The organism is Bacillus cereus group sp. MYBK30-2 (genome assembly GCF_051915945.1).
GTDB lineage: Bacteria > Bacillota > Bacilli > Bacillales > Bacillaceae_G > Bacillus_A > Bacillus_A paramycoides.
In genome coordinates this window covers 803393-824495 of record NZ_JBQAFR010000002.1, presented here as the reverse complement: position 1 = coordinate 824495, position 21103 = coordinate 803393, and the positions used below count along the sequence as shown (strand labels likewise).

The following is a 21103-nucleotide window of genomic DNA, read 5'->3' as shown; positions in this document are numbered from 1 at the left end:
GTCAAAACATGAAGAATGTTGACTCCTGGTTTTTTATTTTGCTGTAACAATGTTTCAGGAGGATGTCATGAAAAGAAGTACCGAGTTTCTAAAAAGTTTAGATGTAAAATTAATTTTAATTTTGTGTGCATTATGTGTTACGAGTATAGCCGCTATATATAGCAGTCAGCAAACCGGACAGTATGGAGATGCAAACTTTGCTGCGAAACAGGGTTTGAACTACATAATTGGGGCTGTATTGTTATTGCTTGTTGCAAGCATCGACTTAGATCAATTGCAAAAATTGTCTTGGCCGCTTTATATAGTTGGGTTTGGTTCACTTATTCTTTTGAAAATACTACCGGTTTCCACTTTCACACCTGAAAAATTAGGTGCAAAAAGATGGTTCGTTTTTCCATTGGTTGGACAAATCCAGCCATCTGAGTTTTTCAAAATTTCATTGCTTCTACTAGTTGCAAGTTTAGCGGTGAAACATAATGCTCAGTATATGGCCCGGACATTCCAGACTGATTTAAAATTGGTCGGGAAGGTTATGTTAGTATCTCTTCCACCTATGGCCGTTGTATATAGCCAACCAGACACAGGAATGGTGTTCTTATATGCAGCAGCTATCGCATGTATTTTATTCATGTCAGGAATTCAAAAGAAATTAATTGCGATATGTACAGTAATTCCAGTGACAATATTGTCTACATTAATATTTATATTTGTAAAATACCCAGACTTCTTCTTTAATAAACTGGTTACTTTACTAAAACCTCACCAACAATCACGTATTTTAGGTTGGTTAAATCCATTTGAAAATGTAGATCAAGGCTATCAAACGCAGCAATCGATTTTAGCTGTAGGTAGTGGAGGTATGGAAGGTAAAGGGTACGGTGCAGGGAGCGTCTATATTCCAGAGAAACACACTGACTTTATATTCGCTACAATTGCTGAAGAAGGTGGATTTATAGTAGCAGCACTAGTTGTGTTCTTGTTCCTGTTACTACTTTATCGAACAATTATTATTGGTTATTCTGCTGATAATTTATTTGGTACATTATTATGTGCTGGATCAATAGGAATACTAACGGTTCAAATATTCCAAAATATTGGTATGATCGTTGGGTTAATGCCTGTAAAAGGTATCGCACTACCTTTCTTATCATATGGGGGAAGCTCCTTATTCTCGAATATGATTATGATGGGACTCATATTATCGGTACGGAAAACGTATAAAAAATATATGTTTTCCGTTAAGTAACAAAAAGCTGGTTCGTTTAAAAACGAATCAGCTTTTTTTACATATATGCTCTTAAACGTTGCAAACTAAAACAAAATTGTAGTTTGCAACGTTTAAGGGGTGCAAAGTTATGTATATACATATTTTTGAAGGAGCACGGCATATTTCTAATGGGGAATGGATTATTCGGGCAGTTATAGCTTATATATTTTTAATTTTAGTTGCGAAATTGATGGGACAAAGGTCCATTGCACAACTTCGCTTTTTAGATGTTGTATTAGTGTTATTGCTTGGTGGGAATATTTCTAATGCACTATCCGATGAAAAGGTCGGATTACTTGGTTCAATGATTACAACTTTTATACTAGTTGTATTACATATTGTAAGCTCTGTTTTAATGTTGAAATGGGATAGGTGGAGACGTTTTTTAGAGCCTGCGCCAGTTATTCTTATACACAATGGTTCCATTGATTTTAGCAATTTGAAAAAAGCGAGAATTACGGCAGAATATTTATTTTCGGAACTTCGCATGCGAAATGTGAGCGATATTCAAACGATTAAATTAGCATTATGGGAAGCAAGTGGTGTTGTTTCTATATTTCAGTATCCAGAATATGAAGCAGTTTCTCGGCTTGATCTTAAAGTGGCGGGGAAAAAATCTCCAGTTGCTTTTATTTTAGTGAAGGATGGTAGAATTCAACAGGATGTACTCGCTTTATTAGGAAAAACAGAAGAGTGGGCGAAAGAGTTTTTAGAGAAGAGTGCGGAAATCGAATCCATTATGTTAGCTACAGTAGATGAAGCACATAAAATAAATATTTTGTTAAAAAAATGAAAAATATACGCATTTTGTCGTTTCATACATATGATACAATAGTGTGGACAACGAAAAAGGAGGCGATACGATGGGATATGTAGAAGAATTACGAAAAATAGTTGGTCATCGCCCTTTAATTTTAGTTGGAGCTGTTGTACTCGTTATAAATGAAAGTGGATATGTTTTATTACAGCAACGAACAGAGCCGTACGGAAAATGGGGGCTGCCTGGCGGGCTAATGGAGCTTGGTGAATCACCAGAAGAAACCGCTTACCGCGAAGTATATGAAGAGGCAGGAATAGAAGTTAAGAATTTACGATTAATCAATGTATTTTCTGGAGCGAATTATTTTACCAAATTAGCAAACGGTGATGAATTTCAATCCGTAACAACCGCCTATTATACCGATGAATACGAAGGAAATTTTGTTATGAATAAAGAAGAAGCTGTTCAGCTTAAGTTCTTTCCAGTAACAGAGCTACCTGACTATATTGTAGGGTCACATAAAAAAATGATTGTTGAATATATGAAAATTATGGGAAAAAAGATATAATAGTAGTGAAAGAAATACAAAAACACAGCTCTGGTTGGTAGTCCAGGCGCATGATTTCATGTCAGTAACCTTCCCCTCCGGGATGTCCGGTATTTCTAATTTTGCTAAGGAGGGGCTGTCAATGGAGTTGACAGTATATCATGATGGTCAATTTTTTGTAGGAATTATTATGCGCCAAGAAAAAGGAAAATTGCATGGAGCCAGGTATATTTTTGGGACGGAACCATCAGATGAAGAAGTACTTATATTTGTAAATGGTCCCATGTTAGCGTATTTCCAGCGCTTTGCAAGATGTGGTGTGGAGATTAAAGATAAACAGCGTCCGAAAAGTATTAAGCGTATCATAAGGCAAGCTGCTAAAGAATTAAATGTAAAACGTTATACAAAGGCGCAAGAGGCAATTACTTTATCGTATGAGTTGCATAAACAAGAAAAGAAAGTGCAATCTAAAGAGAAACGAGAAGCTGAAAAGCAAAGAAGACGTTTTATAAAAGTACAAAAGGCAAAGCAAAAACATCGAGGTCATTAAGAAAAGGTGTTAGAGCAAGAGCTCTAACACCTTTTCTATGCTTAAATACAAGTAAACTTACTTGTATTTTCTAAACATTAACTGGTAAGATACAAATAGGTAGAATTAGAGGAGGGAACACATTGATTAACTTTAACTTTTTTATGAACGATGTTGTCCGTCAAGCGCGTGAAGAGATTGTCTCTGCGGGATATACAGAATTGACGACACCAGAAGCAGTTGAAGAAGCATTTAAAAGAAATGGTACAACACTTGTAATGGTAAACTCTGTATGTGGTTGTGCAGGCGGTATTGCTCGCCCTGCTGCTGCACATTCCGTACATTATGATAAACGTCCTAACCACCTTGTAACGGTATTTGCGGGTCAAGATAAAGAAGCTACAGCAAGAGCTCGTGAATATTTTGAGGGATATCCACCTTCATCTCCATCATTTGCTTTATTGAAAGATGGAAAAATTGTAACGATGGTAGAACGTCATGAAATTGAAGGTCATGAACCAATGCAAGTAATTGCAAAACTACAATCTTACTTCGAAGATAATTGCGAAGAACTATAAGGAAGAGAAAAAGCGGTACGTCCACGATTAAGTGGATGTACCGCTTTTTTATTTAGTTTTTATAATGATCGAACATGCATAAGAATGTTATTTTATGCATGTTTTTATGCGTTATGAATGACGGTAATAATGTTTTTGTGTTTATTTTTATTTTAAATATTGCATAAAAATAAAAGTACTGATACAATACTAACAACGAATAAATATTCTATTAAACTTTTAAATATACATTATTAGGGGGAAGAAGGATGAAGAAGTTATTATCAATATCATTTGCACTTATTTTAATTGTAAGTATGTTTAGTGCCTGTAGTAAAGGGGATTCAAAGGCAACTAACGCAGGTAACACGAATAAGAAAGTACTCGTTATGGGGACTTCAGCAGACTATAAACCGTATGAATACGTGGAAGCATCAAAAAGTGATGAAATTATCGGCTTTGATGTTGATATTGCAAAATATATCGGAAAAGAACTTGGATATGAAGTGAAAGTGAAAGATATGGATTTTGGTGGTTTATTAGCATCTCTTAACTCAGGAAAAGTTGATTTTGTTATGGCGGGTATGACGCCAACTGCAGAGCGTAAAAATAATGCTGATTTCACAGACATTTATTTTGTTGCTAAAAACATGATCGTGTCAAAAAAAGATTCCAATATTAAATCGTTAGAAGATTTAAAAGGGAAAAAAATAGGGGTACAAACAGGGTCAATTCAAGAAGAAAAGGCAAAAGAATTTCAAAAACAAGTCGATTTCAAAGCCGAGGGACGTGACCGTATACCGGAAATCGTACAAGAAATTAAAGCTGGCCGTTTTGACGCAGCCATTTTAGAAGATACAGTAGCTAAAAATTATTTAGAAAAAATGAAAGAATTACAAGGAATTGAAATTCAAGAAGCACCAGAAGAAGTAGGTGCAGCAATTGCCCTTCCGAAAAATAGTGATAAAACAGCAGAATTTAATAAAGTAATTAAGAAAATGCAAGAGAATGGAGAAATGGATAAATTAGTGAAGAAATGGTTTGGCAGCGCGAAATAAGCTGCCTTTCACTTTTCTGTGAGGGGAATGAAAAGGATGAATCTAGATTTTTCGGCGATTACGCCTTCTATACCATATATATTAAAAGGCTTAGAAGTTACATTGAAAATTGTGGCTGTATCAGCTTTAGCAGGATTTATTTTAGGAACGTTATTAGCGCTTTGTAAAATTGCTAGAATACGAGTATTAAATATTGTAGCAGATATTTATACATCAATATTTCGTGGCACACCGCTTGTATTGCAATTAATGATTATTTATTTCGGTGTCCCGCAAATGATTGGTTATGATATACCTGCCTTTTTAGCAGCTGTACTTGCATTTAGTTTAAATTCAGGGGCATACATGTCAGAAGTAATTCGTGCCGGAATTCAAGCGGTCGATAAGGGACAAACTGAAGCGGCGATGGCTTTAGGTATTCCTTACGGGAAAATGATGAGAAATATAATTTTACCTCAAGCATTAAAAAATATATTACCAGCACTTGTAAATGAATTTGCGACTCTTACGAAAGAATCGGCTGTAGTAACTGTAATTGGAGCAACAGATTTAATGCGTCGTGCTTACATTGTAGGCGGTGAAACATTTAAGTATTTAGAGCCATTACTGTTTGTTGGACTTGTTTATTATATGTTAGTAATTATTCTTACATTAGTTGGGAAGGCAATTGAAGGGAGAATGAAGAAAAGTGATTAAAATTGACAACCTTCATAAATCATTTGGAAAAAATGAAGTATTAAAAGGGATCACGACAACGATTGAAAAAGGAGAAGTTGTTGCAATTATCGGACCGTCAGGATCTGGTAAGTCAACATTTTTACGTTGCATGAATGTATTAGAAGCACCGACAGATGGTCACATTTGGATTGGAACGGAAGAAGTAACGAATCCGAAAACAAATATTATGCACGTTCGTGAAAATGTCGGAATGGTATTTCAACATTTTCATTTATTCCCTCATATGACTGTATTAGAGAATATTACGTATGCTCCTATTAATGTAAAAGGTATAGCGAAGCAAGAGGCTGAAAGGAAAGCTGAGAAGCTTCTAGAAAAAGTAGGGTTATTAGATAAAAAAGCTGCGTATCCGAATCGTCTTTCAGGGGGACAAAAGCAACGTGTAGCAATTGCAAGAGCACTGGCGATGGAACCGGAAGTTATGCTATTTGATGAACCGACATCAGCGCTAGATCCAGAAATGGTGAAAGAAGTGCTAGAAGTTATGAAATCATTAGTTACGACAGGAATGACGATGGCGATTGTTACGCATGAAATGGGATTTGCAAAAGAAGTAGCAGACCGCGTTCTCTTTTTAGATGGTGGAAAACTTGTAGAAGATAGCAATCCGGAAGAGTTTTTTACGGCACCAAAAAGTGACCGTGCAAAAGAATTTTTGCAAAAGATATTGTAATATGTAAAGGTTACGTAAATAATAAGTAGAAAAAGGATGACATCGCGTCATCCTTTTTTTATACTATCTTTAAATACGTTTATACATATAGGAGTAATGATATGTTTAAAATTGGATATAGAACAGTGAAAACAGCGCTTGGAACAGGTGCGGCAGTTTTTATTGCTCAGCTATTAGGGTTAGAATTTTATAGCTCAGCTGGTATTTTAGTCATTTTATGCGTACAAAACACGAAACGTAAATCAGTTCAAGTATCGTTGCACCGTTTTTTAGCTTGCGTATTATCGATGGTATTCGCGTTTTGCATTTTTGAAACGGTTGGCTATACACCACTTGCGATTAGCTTATTACTGCTTACCTTTATTCCGACTGCAGTTATGTGCAAAATTCAAGAAGGTATTGTCACGAGTTCAGTTATTGTTATGCATCTGTACTCATTAAAGCAAATTACATGGTCTATAGTTGGTAATGAAATTGCTATATTAACGATTGGAATTAGTGTCGCTTTATTAGTAAACATGTACATGCCAAGCAGTGAGAATAAACTGAAAGAGTATCAAGAGAAAATAGAAGAGCATTTCAAAACAATTTTGTTTGAAATGGTTGTTTATTTAAGAAATCGCGATAGTAATTGGAGTGGAGCAGAATTAATTGAAACAGAGACGATGTTGAAAGAAGCGAAAGATTTATCATTTAAAAAGCTTGAGAATGAGTTTATGCGTGAAGATGACTATTATTACCGTTATTTTGATATGCGCATGCAGCAATTTGAAATTTTAGAGCGGATGATACCATTAGCTGCGTCACTATCGTGGACGTATGAACAAGCCGATATGATTGCAGACGTAATCGAAAATATAGGGAATTCCATTCGTCCTGAAAGTACAGGGGTCATTTCGTTAAGACAACTTCAAGAAATGCGAGAAGTGTTTAGAGAAATGCCGCTACCAGTCACGCGAGAAGAATTTGAAATACGTGCGAAACTCGTTCAACTTGTGTATGAAATGGAGCAATATCTACTCATTAAAAGTCGGTTTAAGGGAAAGGATAATATAAAAGAACTTATATAGAAGGCAGGAATTATTGATGCCGTATCTTCTCTCTTTATTATTATGTCTTTCTTTATCACCGATTTGGCCTCTTGGTGATAATCCTCGTGCTGGGGATCCTTTTATAATTGTAAATAAGGCGACGAATAAACTAGCTTACATTGACGATGGGAAGATTCAAAAGGTTTTTCCAGTAGCGACGGGGAAAACAAATGAATTAACACCAGAAGGAACTTTTGATATTGTATTGAAAGCGAAGAATCCGTATTATATTGCGAAGGATATTCCTGGGGGGTCTCCGAAAAATCCACTTGGATCGAGGTGGATGGGATTTAACGCAAAAGGAACTGACGGAAGTAAATATGGGATACATGGGACAAATCAGCCTAGTTCAATTGGAAAGTATATTTCACAAGGATGTATAAGAATGAAGAAACAAGATGTGGAATATTTGTTTGATCGTATTCCAATTGGAACGAAAGTATGGATTGTGAAATCGAAGAAATCATTTCAGCAATTGGCGAAGGAAAAAGGAGCCATTGCATTCAGAGAAGTCAACGAGAAGTTGGCTTTTTCTTTTATCCCGCTATTTGCGAGCAGTAAGATCCCCACCTCAAAATATGGCTAAAGCAAAGAAGTTAGGGGGGAGTAGGGTTGCCCGTAAAAGTCCGATTGGTGTGGGCTAATAATCAGTGTGTTATGAACAAAAGCCCAACTGATTAAAGTTTCACTTTATTAAGTTGTCTTGACATGTGTACATAACCATGCGTTAATGAGAATATACAAAGATAACTAAGTAAAGGGGTTGCTCATATGTATTTGAATCCAAAAATTTCTTATATGCAGTTTTGTGTTGGTTTTCTATTTGTCATTACATTCATATTAGCAACCTTTAATATATGCTCTTACGTAGTATCAATTGTATTGATGGCATTACTTAATTTTACTTTCGTCATTGGGGCATTTCAGCAAAAACAGTACACGAGTTTTGTAATAGCACTTGTAATGGCCTTTTCCTTTAGCATTGTAGCGATTGTACTATATATAAAATAAGAATATTCATACAAAGTAGGCTATCTCGATTTCGAGATGGTCTATTTTGTATGAATAGAAAGTAAAAAAAGGACGAGTGAATCGTCCTTTTTACCAAAACATACTTGCGCCAGTAAGTAATGTTGTTACAAGCATAGAAATTAACATTATATAAACCATAATTTTTTGAGCTTTTTTATGCATCGTTAAGCCTCCTTGCAAATCAGTACAATTTCATTGTAACGAGAAATGAAATTGTGGACAAGGGGAGAGAAAGGACAAATTTCGGGAAGGGGTTGCAAAATATAACAGGAAATTTGGGTATGCGTGGAGAATATATTAAAAGATAGATTGTGAGTTTTTGTTATGCAAGCTGAAGAATGGAGATACGATGATGAAAATATACGAAACAGATCGCTTACATTTAAGGGAAATTGATGAGTCGTATGCAGAAAAAGTTCTTCAATATTACGACAGAAATCGTGAGTTTTTAAAGGCGTGGGAAGAATATAGACCAGATGATTTTTTTACGTTAGACTATCAAAAGAAAAGGTTACAAAAGGATAGAAGAGAGTTCGTGGAAGGTAAAATCATTCGATTATGGATTTTTAAAAAGGGTGATGATACGAAAGTTATTGGGTGTATTTCATTTAATCTAATTGTTCGTGGAATTTATCAATCTTGTGTACTTGGTTATAAATTAGATAAGGAAGAACTGAATAAAGGTTATACAACAGAAGCGCTTAGAAAAGCAATTCAAATTACCTTTGAAGAATTTCATTTACACCGTATAGAAGCACCGATTATGCCACGAAACTTAGCATCTATACAAGTAGTGACAAAGATAGGGTTTCAATATGAAGGCGTATCTCGCAAAATGTTGATGGTAAATGGAGTTTGGGAAGATCATATGCGTTGGGTGCTATTAAACGAGTAATAGAAAGCAGATGGGTATCTAGATGTGTGAACCATCTGTTTTTTGTCTTGTATTTCGAAACTTTTGCGAAATTCTGTTATAATTAATATTGTTACATACATAATGGTAGTGCAGGAGGCGCAGTCTTATGATTAATCAAGAACGTTTAGTAAATGAATTTATGGAGTTAGTACAGGTAGATTCTGAAACAAAATTTGAAGCAGAAATTTGCAAAGTGTTAACAAAGAAATTTACTTCTTTAGGTGTAGAAGTATTTGAAGATGATACAATGGGTGTGACTGGTCACGGTGCAGGTAACTTAATTTGTACTTTACCAGCAACAAAAGATGGTGTTGATACAATTTATTTCACTTCTCATATGGATACAGTAGTTCCTGGTAATGGAATTAAGCCTTCTATTAAAGATGGATATATCGTATCAGATGGTACTACAATTTTAGGAGCGGATGATAAAGCTGGATTAGCATCTATGTTTGAAGCAATTCGTGTTTTAAAAGAGAAAAACATCCCTCACGGTAAAATTGAATTTATTATTACAGTTGGGGAAGAATCTGGTCTTGTTGGTGCAAAAGCATTAGACCGCGAGCGCATTACAGCAAAATATGGTTATGCATTAGATAGCGATGGAAAAGTTGGGGAAATCGTAGTTGCAGCACCAACACAAGCGAAAGTGAATGCTATCATTCGTGGGAAAACAGCTCACGCTGGCGTAGCCCCAGAAAAAGGTGTATCTGCAATTACTATCGCAGCGAAAGCGATTGCAAAGATGCCACTTGGCCGTATCGATTCTGAAACAACTGCAAATATTGGACGTTTTGAAGGTGGTACACAAACAAATATCGTTTGCGATCATGTTCAAATCTTTGCAGAAGCTCGTTCTTTAATAAATGAGAAAATGGAAGCACAAGTTGCAAAAATGAAAGAAGCATTTGAAACAACTGCAAAAGAAATGGGCGGTCAAGCAGATGTTGAAGTAAAGGTTATGTATCCAGGATTTAAATTCGCTGATGGTGATCACGTTGTAGAAGTAGCGAAACGTGCAGCTGAAAACATCGGTCGTACACCTTCTCTTCACCAAAGTGGTGGAGGAAGTGATGCGAACGTAATCGCCGGACATGGTATCCCAACAGTTAACTTGGCAGTTGGTTATGAAGAAATTCATACAACAAATGAAAAAATTCCTGTTGAAGAATTAGCGAAAACAGCAGAATTAGTTGTAGCTATTATTGAAGAAGTAGCGAAGTAATAAAGTAAAAAAGACGTGTGAACCAACTATGGTTTACACGTCTTTTTTTATTTTGATTCAAGTGCTTTTACAAGGCGGATAAGCCAGTATAAGAAGATCCATGGCAATATATCAGTTGTTACAAAACGTATGAAATGAGAGAAGATTCCTGAAACATGAATGTTGATGCTAAAAAGAGGAAGTAACAAATAATTAATTGCAAGGATTATAATAATGATAATAAATACATTATTGAGTTTATTGTGTTGTTTCATAACAATCCACTTCCTTTACAATAAAATCCATTTTTTCATAAAGTATAGCAAAAATAAAGATGAAAAAGAATAAGTAATTATTATATTGTGCATGAATTTGGTATAATGAAGGAACGAATGTTCTTGGAGGAGGGTGGTATTATGCGAGAAATGTATCCGAAAAATGGTCGTGTTATTTTACATGTAGATATGAATTGTTTTTTCGCATCTGTTGAAATTGCCCATGATCCACCATTAAAAGGAAAGCCATTAGCGATTGCCGGGAATGAAAAAGAGAGAAAAGGGATTATCATAACATGTAGTTATGAAGCGAGAGATTATGGAATACGTACGACGATGCCCCTTTGGGAAGCAAAGCGATTATGTCCGCAACTAGTTGTAAGGCGTCCTAACTTTACATTATATCGCGAAGCCTCATTTCAAATGTTTCAAATCCTTTCCCGTTTTACAGAAAAGATACAACCAGTTTCTATAGATGAAGGGTATTTAGATATTACAGATTGCTATGTGCTAGGTTCGCCTCTTGAAATAGCAAAGATGATTCAACAAGCGTTATTAACAGAGTTACAGCTTCCGTGTAGCATTGGCATTGCTCCAAATCTTTTCTTAGCAAAGACTGCTTCTGATATGAAAAAGCCACTTGGTATTACAGTGCTTAGAAAACGTGATATCCCAGAAGTCATTTGGCCACGACCAGTTGAAGCGATGCATGGAATTGGAGAGAAAACAGCTGAAAAACTAAAAGATATTCATATAAATACAATTGGACAGTTAGCAAAAGGAGACGAGCATATCATTCGCGCTAAAATTGGAAAGCACGGTGTTGATTTACAAAAGCGTGCAAAAGGTATGGATGATAGGGATGTTGATCCGAATCAAATGGGACAACATAAAAGTGTTGGAAATTCGATGACTTTCTCAAAGGATATGGATGAAGAGAAAGAATTGCTTGATATGTTAGGGCGACTGTCGGGCTCAGTGAGTAATAGACTACAAAAGCGAACTCTTGTCAGCTATAATATCCAAATTATGATTAAATACCATGATAGGCGGACGGTAACACGAAGCAAACAATTGAAAAATGCAATTTGGGAAGAACGTGATATATTTCAAGCTGCATCACGTTTGTTGAAACAACATTGGGATGGTGATTCCATTCGTTTATTAGGTGTTACAGCTACTGAATTGGAGTGGAAGACAGATTCGGTCAAACAGTTAGATTTGTTTTCATTCGAAGAAGATGCGAAAGAAGAGCCGCTACTTGCTGTTATTGATCAGATTAATGATAAGTATGGAACACCTCTTTTACAGCGAGGTAGTCAATTATTGCGTAAGCAAGAGAAGTCGTTTCAGCAAAAACTAGAAAATAAATTTATGTAGAAGGTGCTATGAATATAAAACCTTCCTTTTTAGATGGAAAAGAGAATCCGGCCATGAGAAGAAGCGGTCAGAACCTTTTTCAGCCCCATGCCAAGTTAAAACAAAAAGATCGAACGAGTATGGATTACTTTAAGTTATTCCAAGCAGTAGCTAATAACTTGAAAATAAAAAATGGGTGTATGTAGAAGGTGTCATGAATATAAAACCTTCTTTTATATTCATGACACCTTTATGATTTAACTTGCTTCTAAATCTAGTGAAGTTTTCCAGCCAGCGGCAGTAACACCAGATTCTAAAAGCATTCTACTTACTATTTTTTCGATTAAGACAGCTGCATTTGTATTGCAATGTAATGTAGCTTGTATAGATACTTTTTGGTTAGAATCAACGTCTTCACTGTACAATTCTTTTAAACCGATACCTTCTGAACTTACCATGTGCATGAGAAGAAAACGAATATGTGCTTCATTTTCTTCTGAACAAGTAAGAGAAAGTAAGTAGTTTGTTTGCTCGGGTACATCTTCTTTTGATTTATTATTCATAAATAGAGCGATTGGGCGTAGTAGTATATTTGCTAGTAAGACGCCGGCTGCACCTAGCATAGCTGCAACGAGGAAGCCAGCGCCTGTAAGAGTACCTACAGCAGCTGCACACCATAAAGTTGCCGCTGTATTTAACCCTCTAATACTAAAACCGTCACGAATAATAACACCGCCTCCTAAAAAGCCAATACCACTCACAACTTGAGCAGCGATACGTGATGGGCTAGCTTCATGATCAAGCATGACGGATAATAAAACAAATATACAGGCACCAAGTGATACGAGAGCGTTTGTTCGTAGCCCAGCCATTCGATGTCTCCATTGTCTTTCCATGCCGATGCAAGCTCCTACAATGATTGCTATAAATAATCTTAATACGATTTCATACCATACCATCATGGTCACCTCCATATATTAATGGTCATTTTATGTTTTTTAAAGAATGAGTGGGAAAAATAACCACTCATTCTTATTTTTACAACCAGCTATGAAACTTTTTAATATAAAGTTTTTTCAGGAATTGTGTTAAGAAAGCATAACCTAATAATATTCCTATTAACCATGGGAAGTAGCTTAGTGGTAATGCTTGTAAACCAACTGCTGCACCAAGTGGTGAGAACGGAATGTAGATACCAATCGCCATAATACAAGCAGTTAATAAGAGAACTGGTATTGATGCAGTACTTTGAATGAATGGAATCTTCTGTGTTCTGATCATGTGAACAATTAATGTTTGCGTTAGTAACCCAACGACAAACCAACCAGATTGGAATAGCGATTGTTCTCCAGGTGTATTTGCACCGAATACATTCCACATGACAACGTATGTGATAATATCGAATATAGAGCTAATTGGGCCGATACAAATAATGAAATTACGTAAGTTTGCAGTATCCCATTTTCTTGGTTTTTCTAAAAATTCTTTATCCATCTTATCCCATGGAATAGAAAGTTGAGAAAAATCGTAAAGTAGGTTTTGAATTAATAGATGAATTGCAAGCATCGGTAAAAATGGAATGAAAGCACTCGCCACTAATACACTAAATACATTTCCAAAATTAGAGCTAGCTGTCATTTTTATATATTTTAAAATATTGCCGAACGTAGTGCGACCTTCTAAAATGCCTGCTTCTAATATAGTTAAACTTTTTTCAAGTAGGATAATATCGGAAGATTCTTTTGCAATATCAGTAGCAGTATCAACAGATATCCCAACGTCAGCATCACGTAGTGCAACGGCATCGTTAATACCATCCCCCATATAACCTACAGTATGACCATTCCCTTGTAATACGCGAATGATGCGAGATTTTTGCATTGGATTTAGTTTTGCGAACACTGTTGTTTCTTCTGCTAGTTTTGCTAATGCTTTATCTGGTAAAGAATCAATTTCGTAACCGAGGACAGGCTCCCCTATATTTAATCCAACTTCCTTGCAAACTTTTTTTGTAACAATTTCGTTATCGCCAGTTAAGATTTTCACTTGTACGCCGTGTTTATGCAATGCTTGAATTGCAGAAGCAGCAGATGGTTTTGGTGGATCTAAAAAGCCGATATATCCAGTAAGAATCATAGCGGATTCATCTTGTACTGCATAAGCTTTATAATCAGGTTTGTTATCTTTCTTGTATGCTACAGCGATGACACGCATTCCTTCACTATTTAAAGTTTCGCTAAGGTGTTTTACATTTTCTCTCACTTCTTCAGTAAGAGGGACAATTTGCCCATCCACTTCAGTGTAGTTGCAAATTGATAAGATTTCTTCTACGGCACCTTTACAAACCATTGTATGTTCACCTGAAATCTCTTTCACGATGACAGACATACGACGGCGAGCAAAATCAAATGGAATTTCATCTAGTTTTTGAAAAGCTGATGGATCAAATTTATGGTTTTCCTCTGTATGTTCAATGACAGCTTTATCTATTAAATTTTTCAATCCAGTTTGATAGAAGCTATTTAAATATGCAAATTGTAAGACGCGATTACATTCATTTCCATTAGGATCTAAATGACGAACAAGGACAACTTTATCTTCTGTTAAAGTTCCAGTTTTATCTGTACAAAGGATGTTCATAGCACCTAAGTTTTGAATAGAGTTTAGCTGTTTTACAATTACTTTTTGCTTAGACATGTTAACGGCACCTTTAGCTAAATTAGCAGTTACAATCATTGGTAACATTTCAGGTGTAAGACCAACTGCAACGGCAATAGCAAAGAAGAAAGCTTCTTGCCAATCTCCTTTTGTGAATCCATTAATGAGAAGGACAATAGGTGCCATAATAAGCATGAATGTGATTAAGAGCCAACTTACTTTGTTTACGCCTTTATCAAAGCTTGTTTCTGCACGTTTTCCGATAACCTTTTTTGCCAAAGAGCCGAAATACGTATCCGTACTTGTTGAAACGACAACAGCTTTTGCGCTACCGCTAACAATATTTGTACCCATGAAGCAAAGGTTTTCCATATCGAGTGGATTGTAATTTTTTTTCATGTTTTTCGGTAATATATGTTTATTTTCCGTATGATAGCAGTTTTCATATTTTTCTACCGGAAGTGCCTCGCCTGTTAAGGAAGACTGATTTACAAATAAATCTTTAGCCGATAAGATACGCACATCAGCTGGAACGATATCACCAGCTGAAAGTGAAATGATATCACCAGGTACAAGTTCTTCAATTGGGATTTCCGTTGTATGGTTACGATTTAAATTCATTACGTTTTTTGTTTCGTGTATAAATCCATTTATTCTAGAGACGCTTGCAGTTGTTCGAACCATAGCTTTTAACTTATCTGCAGCTTTTTGAGAACGAAATTCTTGAAAAAAACGAATCGTTGCACTTAGTAGTACCATCACAGATACGACAATTGTTCCTTGTATGTCATCTGTGAAAAAAGAGAGTGCTCCAAGAGCTAACAAAACAAAAATAAATGGGTTTTTAAATGCTAGCAGAAATTGAATATACCACGGCAATGTTTTATTATGAGCAATTTCGTTCGGACCATATAAAGAAAGTCTACGAGACGCTTCTTGTTTAGAGAGTCCATCTTGTGTTGTGTCTAGAAGTTTTAACGCAGAGTTTACATCTTGCGTTGCAACTTCCACTAATAATTCGTTATTTGTTTTCATGCTATCTTGATCGTAAGCATGCTTCGTTTCTTGTCTTTGTAAATTTAACATTGGTAGTTCCTCCTTTTTCATGAAGGAGGAAACAATCTGTTACTCGACTATATTAAACAGGGAGGAACAGCTTCTTTCCTACCTACATGATGAAATATTAACGTAAAACATATGGGTATCTGGGCCGAATCATCACTTGCCACTGTTCCTCACCTCCGTACAATTAGTAGTTTCTAAATATGCTATGTTTGTTTCATAGTAAGGTGCATAAAGATATAAAAAAGGCCTTTACTCAAAACGAGTAAAGGTCTGAATTCGCAGTTAAAAAGAGTCAACAACAAAGACTGTTATTAAACATAGATAAAAACAGTTTTTGTGTATGACAAAACATACGCACCTCTCCCTCGTTGAGTTTTAGCACTGTATAGCATAGGTACTGAAACCAGCTACGTTAAGAAAGGCCTTCATTCCGACCTTTCCTGTTGACCCATTGGCGTCTCTCGACATTTTTGGGCAGCAGCGTTTCTCTATACAGGAGCCTCACCTAACAGAGACCATATTCAATTACAAGTTGAATATTAGCACTGTAAATTTGTAGTGTCAATATCTTTTTTGTCTCTTTTTTTTGAAAAATTAAATAGATTCATGATGGCTATATAGTAGGAAATAAGAGGTGTTTTTTTGGAAATAAGGTGGGGAATAAATACTTTAATGGATATAATAAAAAGCACTGATTACAGTGCTTTTTATTATAGATTATGAGATTGTAGGATTTTCAAAAATAACAATTTCTGAGCTGTTTGTTGTTGCAATGCGTTGTGCGTAATATGTTAAAGCTGAAGAAATATATGTTGGTAACGTCTCATTTGTATGTGATGTTGTATATTCATGAATTAATTCTTTTAAAGTCGTCCATTCTAGTTGTGCTGGGTGATCAGAAACGAAAGAACTTACCCAGCGATCAAATGAAGATGAAAAATCAGTTTGTAAACGAAATACTTCTTTCATAATAAAATGCTCCCTTTATATGTGATATAGTTATATTACTACAAAACACGAACGATTGTTAAGTTTTTTATTTTTAATGTTCGTGTTATATAGTTGTCTAGATGATCGGTTATGTAAATTCAATTTGCCATTTGAAATAACATTCCGTAAGATGAAGAGTAGATTATATAAAGAGCTGGAGGAAAGAAAGTGGAATTTGTATTTTTAGGAACTGGTGCAGGTGTTCCTTCAAAAGGAAGGAACGTTTCAGCAATCGCCTTACAATTGTTAGAAGAACGAGGGCAAACGTGGCTATTTGACTGTGGTGAAGCGACTCAGCATCAAATTTTACATACATCTGTGCGCCCACGACGCATTGAAAAAATTTTTATTACGCATTTACATGGAGATCATATTTTTGGCTTGCCGGGTTTATTAGGGAGCCGTTCTTTCCAAGGAGGAACAACGCCGTTAACGGTGTATGGACCGAAAGGAATTAAACAATTTATTGAAGTAGCGTTATCGGTAAGTACGACACATGTAAAATATCCACTTGAAATCGTTGAGATTACAGAAGAAGGCATTGTGTTTGACGATAATGAATTCTATGTAGAAACAAAAAGGTTATCACATGGAATTGAATGTTTCGGATATCGTATTGTAGAAAAAGATATACAGGGAGCTCTTTTAGTGGATAAGCTGCTGGAAATTGGCGTGAAACCTGGTCCGATTTTTAAACGCTTAAAAGATGGTGAAGTAGTTGAATTAGAGAACGGTACTGTACTAAGTGGAAAAGATTTTATCGGTCCACCTCAAAAAGGGAGAGTTATTACAATTTTAGGCGATACACGATATTGCGAAGCGAGTAAAGAGCTTGCGCAAGATGCTGATGTACTTGTTCATGAAGCAACTTTTGCTGCAGAAGATGAGCAACAGGCGCATGATTATTTCCATTCCACAACAAAGCAAGCTGCGAGTATCGCACTTAAGGCAAATGTGAAGCGATTAATATTGACTCATATTAGTTCGCGTTATCAAGGGGATACGTATAAGGAATTATTGAATGAGGCACGGGAGTTATTTTCTAATACAGAAATAGCGATGGATTTAAAATCATTCCCAGTAGAGAAGTAATATTTTCGTAAAAAAAATGGTAACGTACGTTTGCCATTTTTTTATTTATGATAATTTTTTTTACTCAAACTGTTATCATTTCATGTTTATATGGAATAATACAGAGTTTTGTAATGGTTTGAATATATAGGATGAAAATACATAATACCGATTATTTAGACAAACTGTTATATAAGCACGCTTATATACAACTAATACAAACAAGGGAAATAGATTTTTGTTCAGAAATTTTAAAATTCAATAAAAGTAAGCGTTTTATAAAAAACAAGCTATAATGAGGGCACATTATAATTTATCGTAAGTTACAGCGTGCGTTTTAGCCATTTTTCGTAACAAACGAAATTGACTAAAAAGGGAGAGGGCATCATAGAGATTATTAAGGGAACGATATTACGATTATTTGTACTAAGTCTTTTTTCACTCTTTAGTTTTAAAGCGCCAAATGGTATGAAAGCAATGGAGCTTTAGCAAATGCGGCCGTTGCAAGTTTCTTAGTTGAAGCTTTTCAATTATACGTTGGTGGAGATTTGATTGGTATACCATTCCTAAAAGAGGTTGGACAATCAGCAGGTAGTCTGGGCGGAGTAGCTGGTGCAACTTTAGTTGCATTAGCAATGGGTGTATCACCTGTTTATGCTATGCTTGTAGGGGCTTCTGTGTTAAAATTTGGTTTGCTACCAGGCTTTATTGCTGGTTATCTCATATCATTTTTAATAGTAGAAAATAATCTTTTCATAGAGTTTTAGGGGGAGTTATGATGAAGTATCGCTCAGTGTTTGATATTATTGGTCCGGTTATGATTGGTCCATCAAGTTCACATACAGCAGGCGCTGCAAGAATGGGGCAAGTTGCTCGTCAGCTGTTTCGTCATGAGCCAGAGAGAGTTAGCATTTCATTATATGGTTCATTTGCAAAAACATACCGTGGTCACGGTACGGATGTAGCGTTAATCGGTGGAATACTAGGATTTGAAACAGATGATTTACGTATTCCAAGTGCGTTAGACATTGCAAAAGAACGCGGAATTGAAGTGGAATTCATTGAAGAAGATGCAAATGCTCCACATCCTAATACAGCGAAAATTCGTCTGTATAAAGGAGAAGAGGAAATCGAAGTTGTTGCTTGCTCAATCGGTGGCGGTAAGATCGAAGTTGTAGAATTAAACGGATTCGATCTTCAATTATCAGGAACGAGTCCAGCACTGCTTATTGTAAATAACGATCGCTTTGGTGCTATTGCAGCTGTAGCTTCAATCCTTGCAAAACATGAGATTAACATTAGTACAATGAGTGTTTCTCGTAAAGAAAAAGGAAGAAGAGCGCTTATGGTCATTGAAACAGATGAATTATTAGCAGATGAAGTGATTGAGGAAATAAATGGGCAACAAAATATTTGTCAAGTAACTATTATGGATTAATTGCAGGGGGGATACACCATGTTTCGGAACGCAGCGGAACTAGTGGCGCAAGCTAAAGAACAAAATGTAAAAATTGCAGAAATTATGATTCAGTGTGAAATGGAAACAAGAAGTATATCACGTGAAGAAGTAATTGCCGGAATGGAAAAGAACTTAGTCGTGATGGAACAAGCAGTAGAACGCGGTATTCGTGGTGTAAAATCACCGACTGGTTTAACTGGCGGGGATGCTGTGAAAGTTCAAGCGTATATGCAGAGTGGAAAAGGCTTGTCCGGGGATACAATTTTGGACGCAGTGAGTAAAGCTGTTGCGACAAATGAAGTAAATGCGGCGATGGGAATCATTTGTGCAACACCAACAGCAGGATCAGCTGGAACAGTGCCAGGCGTACTGTTTGCACTTAAAGAAAAATTACAGCCTACACGTGAAGAAATGATTGAATTTTTATTTACAGCAGGAGCTTTCGGTATGGTTGTTGCGAATAATGCTTGTATTTCTGGTGCGGCAGGAGGTTGCCAAGCTGAAGTAGGTTCAGCGAGTGGAATGGCAGCCGCAGCCGCAGTTGAGATGGCTGGTGGAACACCAGATCAAGCAGCTACAGCGATGGCGATTTCTTTAAAGAACATGCTTGGTTTAGTATGTGATCCTGTTGCAGGGCTTGTAGAAGTACCTTGTGTAAAACGGAATGCAGCAGGTGCTTCAAATGCCATGATTTCAGCTGATTTATCATTAGCTGGTGTAACTAGCACAATTCCATGTGACGAAGTAATTGAGGCAATGTTTAGAATCGGACAAACGATGCCAGTAGCACTTCGTGAAACAGCTGAAGGTGGACTTGCAGCAACACCGACAGGTCGTCGTCTGCAAGAAGAGATCTTTGGGAAGAGTAATAATTAAGAATAATTATGAGAAAACGGAGCTCAAATAAAGTTGAGCTCCGTTTTCTATTTTTCGTTTGTGATTTGTTCTAATGTTTTTCCGAGATCATGTGATCGTTTCGTCGCTTGTGTAATACATGAAACTAGTGCTTGTTGAAAATTATGCTCCCGTAATACTTCTATTCCTGCTTCGGTAGTTCCGCCAGGAGAAGTAATTTCTTTTCGCAAAATAGAAGGGTGTTTTTCACTTACTTTTAGCATTTCAGCAGCACCAATCATCGTTTGAAGAATAAGTGATTTTGCAACATCTTCTTTCAGACCAATGTTTTTTGCAGCTTCTTCCATTGCTTCCACTACGTAATAAATATAAGCTGGTCCGCTTCCGGATAATGCAGTGACAGCATGCATATCTTCTTCCTCTACAACAGAGACGAGGCCAATCGTCTCAAATAAAGCTGTTGCAGTGCGAATATGTTCTTCCGTTGCATGTTCTGAAGGTGAGATGGCGGTAGCAGATTTTAAAATAGCCGCAGATGTATTTGGCATTGCACGAATAATCGGAATGTCTTTTTGAAGTAGGTTTCTAATTGAATGGGTAGAAACACCTGCCAATAACGAGATAATAAGCAGGTTGTTATTTATATGTTCTTTAAGAGGGATAATCGCTTCTGCGACATCTTTTGGCTTCATAGCTAGAAAAAGAATATTTGCATCAGTAAGTAATTCTTTTTTGTTATGTGTACCTTTAGTCCCGTATTTTTTATGTAACTCCTGTAATCGTGTCTCGTTAGAACGATTACTTACAGTAATATGTTCCCCTTTGACAACATTTGCGTCTAATAAACCACCAATAATTGCTTCGGCAATAGAGCCTGCACCGAGAAAGGAAATATTTTGAATAGACATGATGTTCCTCCTTTAAATTTGGTTAGAAATGCTTATAAATGTACATACATTCGTTTTTTTATGGGAAACACCTCTTTTTATCTGAAAATAA

At 36.2% G+C, this 21103-nt stretch carries 23 protein-coding genes, 1 pseudogene and 1 riboswitch; of the genes and pseudogenes, 18 read left to right on the top strand and 6 right to left on the bottom strand.

Annotated elements, in window-relative coordinates; translation table 11 throughout:
• Nucleotides 1–67: 67 nt before the first annotated feature.
• The 11 genes from ACTFQM_RS15805 (at nt 68) to ACTFQM_RS15755 (ending at nt 8231) form a co-directional block, all read left to right on the top strand.
• Nucleotides 68–1246 (top strand): FtsW/RodA/SpoVE family cell cycle protein, encoded by a 1179-nt coding sequence (locus ACTFQM_RS15805; RefSeq protein ID WP_440035143.1) that lies wholly within the window; start codon nt 68–70, stop codon nt 1244–1246.
• 109 nt (nt 1247–1355) lie between these two features.
• Nucleotides 1356–2060 carry a DUF421 domain-containing protein gene (locus ACTFQM_RS15800; protein WP_048374143.1) on the top strand — a complete coding sequence of 235 codons (705 nt, stop codon included), beginning with the start codon at nt 1356–1358 and terminating at the stop codon, nt 2058–2060.
• Nucleotides 2061–2130: 70 nt separating this feature from the next.
• Nucleotides 2131–2595, top strand: a complete 465-nt coding sequence (locus tag ACTFQM_RS15795) for an NUDIX hydrolase (protein ID WP_440035141.1) — start codon at nt 2131–2133, stop codon at nt 2593–2595.
• A gap of 121 nt (nt 2596–2716) precedes the next feature.
• Nucleotides 2717–3124 (top strand): YjdF family protein, encoded by a 408-nt coding sequence (locus tag ACTFQM_RS15790; protein ID WP_440035140.1) that lies wholly within the window; start codon nt 2717–2719, stop codon nt 3122–3124.
• Nucleotides 3125–3267: 143 nt separating this feature from the next.
• Nucleotides 3268–3681 (top strand): BrxA/BrxB family bacilliredoxin, encoded by a 414-nt coding sequence (locus ACTFQM_RS15785; protein ID WP_002015097.1) that lies wholly within the window; start codon nt 3268–3270, stop codon nt 3679–3681.
• A gap of 248 nt (nt 3682–3929) precedes the next feature.
• Nucleotides 3930–4718, top strand: coding sequence for a transporter substrate-binding domain-containing protein (locus ACTFQM_RS15780; protein ID WP_002173385.1), 789 nt, complete (start codon nt 3930–3932; stop codon nt 4716–4718).
• A 36-nt stretch (nt 4719–4754) separates the two neighbouring features.
• Nucleotides 4755–5414 carry an amino acid ABC transporter permease gene (locus tag ACTFQM_RS15775; RefSeq protein ID WP_002173384.1) on the top strand — a complete coding sequence of 220 codons (660 nt, stop codon included), beginning with the start codon at nt 4755–4757 and terminating at the stop codon, nt 5412–5414.
• The gene (locus ACTFQM_RS15770; RefSeq protein ID WP_440035139.1) at nt 5407–6129 is read left to right on the top strand and encodes an amino acid ABC transporter ATP-binding protein; all 723 of its coding nucleotides are present in this window, start codon (nt 5407–5409) and stop codon (nt 6127–6129) included. Before ACTFQM_RS15775 ends, ACTFQM_RS15770 begins: the two co-directional genes overlap by 8 nt.
• Nucleotides 6130–6230: 101 nt before the next feature.
• Nucleotides 6231–7199, top strand: a complete 969-nt coding sequence (locus tag ACTFQM_RS15765) for an aromatic acid exporter family protein (RefSeq protein ID WP_440035138.1) — start codon at nt 6231–6233, stop codon at nt 7197–7199.
• Nucleotides 7200–7215: 16 nt separating this feature from the next.
• Nucleotides 7216–7806, top strand: a complete 591-nt coding sequence (locus ACTFQM_RS15760; RefSeq protein WP_440035798.1) for a L,D-transpeptidase — start codon at nt 7216–7218, stop codon at nt 7804–7806.
• Between the two features lie 185 nt (nt 7807–7991).
• Nucleotides 7992–8231, top strand: coding sequence for a DUF3894 domain-containing protein (locus ACTFQM_RS15755; RefSeq protein ID WP_002173380.1), 240 nt, complete (start codon nt 7992–7994; stop codon nt 8229–8231).
• 90 nt (nt 8232–8321) lie between these two features.
• On the opposite strand, the gene prli42 is transcribed toward ACTFQM_RS15755, so the two are convergent.
• Complete coding sequence (prli42, locus tag ACTFQM_RS15750; RefSeq protein ID WP_000549036.1) at nt 8322–8414, bottom strand: stressosome-associated protein Prli42; 93 nt, start codon at nt 8412–8414, stop codon at nt 8322–8324.
• Nucleotides 8415–8601: 187 nt separating this feature from the next.
• On the opposite strand from prli42, the gene ACTFQM_RS15745 reads away from it, so the two are divergent.
• Both ACTFQM_RS15745 and ACTFQM_RS15740 read left to right on the top strand, forming a co-directional pair.
• The gene (locus ACTFQM_RS15745; protein ID WP_440035136.1) at nt 8602–9147 is read left to right on the top strand and encodes a GNAT family N-acetyltransferase; all 546 of its coding nucleotides are present in this window, start codon (nt 8602–8604) and stop codon (nt 9145–9147) included.
• 127 nt (nt 9148–9274) lie between these two features.
• Nucleotides 9275–10393 carry a tripeptidase T gene (locus tag ACTFQM_RS15740; RefSeq protein ID WP_048374138.1) on the top strand — a complete coding sequence of 373 codons (1119 nt, stop codon included), beginning with the start codon at nt 9275–9277 and terminating at the stop codon, nt 10391–10393.
• Between the two features lie 47 nt (nt 10394–10440).
• Here the strand turns inward: ACTFQM_RS15740 and ACTFQM_RS15735 are convergent, their stop codons facing one another.
• Entirely contained in the window at nt 10441–10647 is a 207-nt protein-coding gene (locus ACTFQM_RS15735; RefSeq protein WP_440035134.1) for a hypothetical protein, read from the bottom strand.
• Nucleotides 10648–10788: 141 nt separating this feature from the next.
• Between ACTFQM_RS15735 and ACTFQM_RS15730 the strand changes: the two genes are divergently transcribed.
• Nucleotides 10789–12027 (top strand): DNA polymerase IV, encoded by a 1239-nt coding sequence (locus ACTFQM_RS15730; RefSeq protein WP_025150092.1) that lies wholly within the window; start codon nt 10789–10791, stop codon nt 12025–12027.
• 236 nt (nt 12028–12263) lie between these two features.
• Here the strand turns inward: ACTFQM_RS15730 and ACTFQM_RS15725 are convergent, their stop codons facing one another.
• From ACTFQM_RS15725 to ACTFQM_RS15715, 3 genes are all read right to left on the bottom strand, one after another.
• Nucleotides 12264–12965, bottom strand: coding sequence for an MgtC/SapB family protein (locus tag ACTFQM_RS15725; protein WP_440035796.1), 702 nt, complete (start codon nt 12963–12965; stop codon nt 12264–12266).
• A 79-nt stretch (nt 12966–13044) separates the two neighbouring features.
• Nucleotides 13045–15750 (bottom strand): magnesium-translocating P-type ATPase, encoded by a 2706-nt coding sequence (gene mgtA / locus ACTFQM_RS15720; RefSeq protein ID WP_265621792.1) that lies wholly within the window; start codon nt 15748–15750, stop codon nt 13045–13047.
• 331 nt (nt 15751–16081) lie between these two features.
• A riboswitch (M-box (ykoK) riboswitch) is annotated at nt 16082–16249 on the bottom strand.
• Nucleotides 16250–16446: 197 nt separating this feature from the next.
• Entirely contained in the window at nt 16447–16698 is a 252-nt protein-coding gene (locus ACTFQM_RS15715; protein WP_002173374.1) for a DUF3932 family protein, read from the bottom strand.
• 189 nt (nt 16699–16887) lie between these two features.
• Here ACTFQM_RS15715 and rnz point away from each other — a divergent pair, with 189 nt between their 5' ends.
• The 4 genes and pseudogenes from rnz to sdaAA all read left to right on the top strand — a co-directional run bounded on the left by rnz (nt 16888) and on the right by sdaAA (nt 20125).
• Entirely contained in the window at nt 16888–17811 is a 924-nt protein-coding gene (gene rnz, locus ACTFQM_RS15710) for a ribonuclease Z (protein ID WP_440035132.1), read from the top strand.
• A gap of 366 nt (nt 17812–18177) precedes the next feature.
• Nucleotides 18178–18527 (top strand): annotated as a pseudogene (locus ACTFQM_RS15705) (PTS sugar transporter subunit IIC); the annotation flags it as partial.
• Nucleotides 18528–18568: 41 nt separating this feature from the next.
• Nucleotides 18569–19228 carry an L-serine ammonia-lyase, iron-sulfur-dependent subunit beta gene (sdaAB, locus tag ACTFQM_RS15700; protein ID WP_002173372.1) on the top strand — a complete coding sequence of 220 codons (660 nt, stop codon included), beginning with the start codon at nt 18569–18571 and terminating at the stop codon, nt 19226–19228.
• Between the two features lie 18 nt (nt 19229–19246).
• Nucleotides 19247–20125: an L-serine ammonia-lyase, iron-sulfur-dependent, subunit alpha gene (gene sdaAA, locus ACTFQM_RS15695; protein ID WP_025150097.1), complete on the top strand. Its 879-nt coding sequence runs from the start codon at nt 19247–19249 to the stop codon at nt 20123–20125.
• A gap of 47 nt (nt 20126–20172) precedes the next feature.
• Here the strand turns inward: sdaAA and proI are convergent, their stop codons facing one another.
• Complete coding sequence (proI, locus tag ACTFQM_RS15690; RefSeq protein WP_440035129.1) at nt 20173–21012, bottom strand: pyrroline-5-carboxylate reductase ProI; 840 nt, start codon at nt 21010–21012, stop codon at nt 20173–20175.
• Nucleotides 21013–21103: the final 91 nt, after the last annotated feature.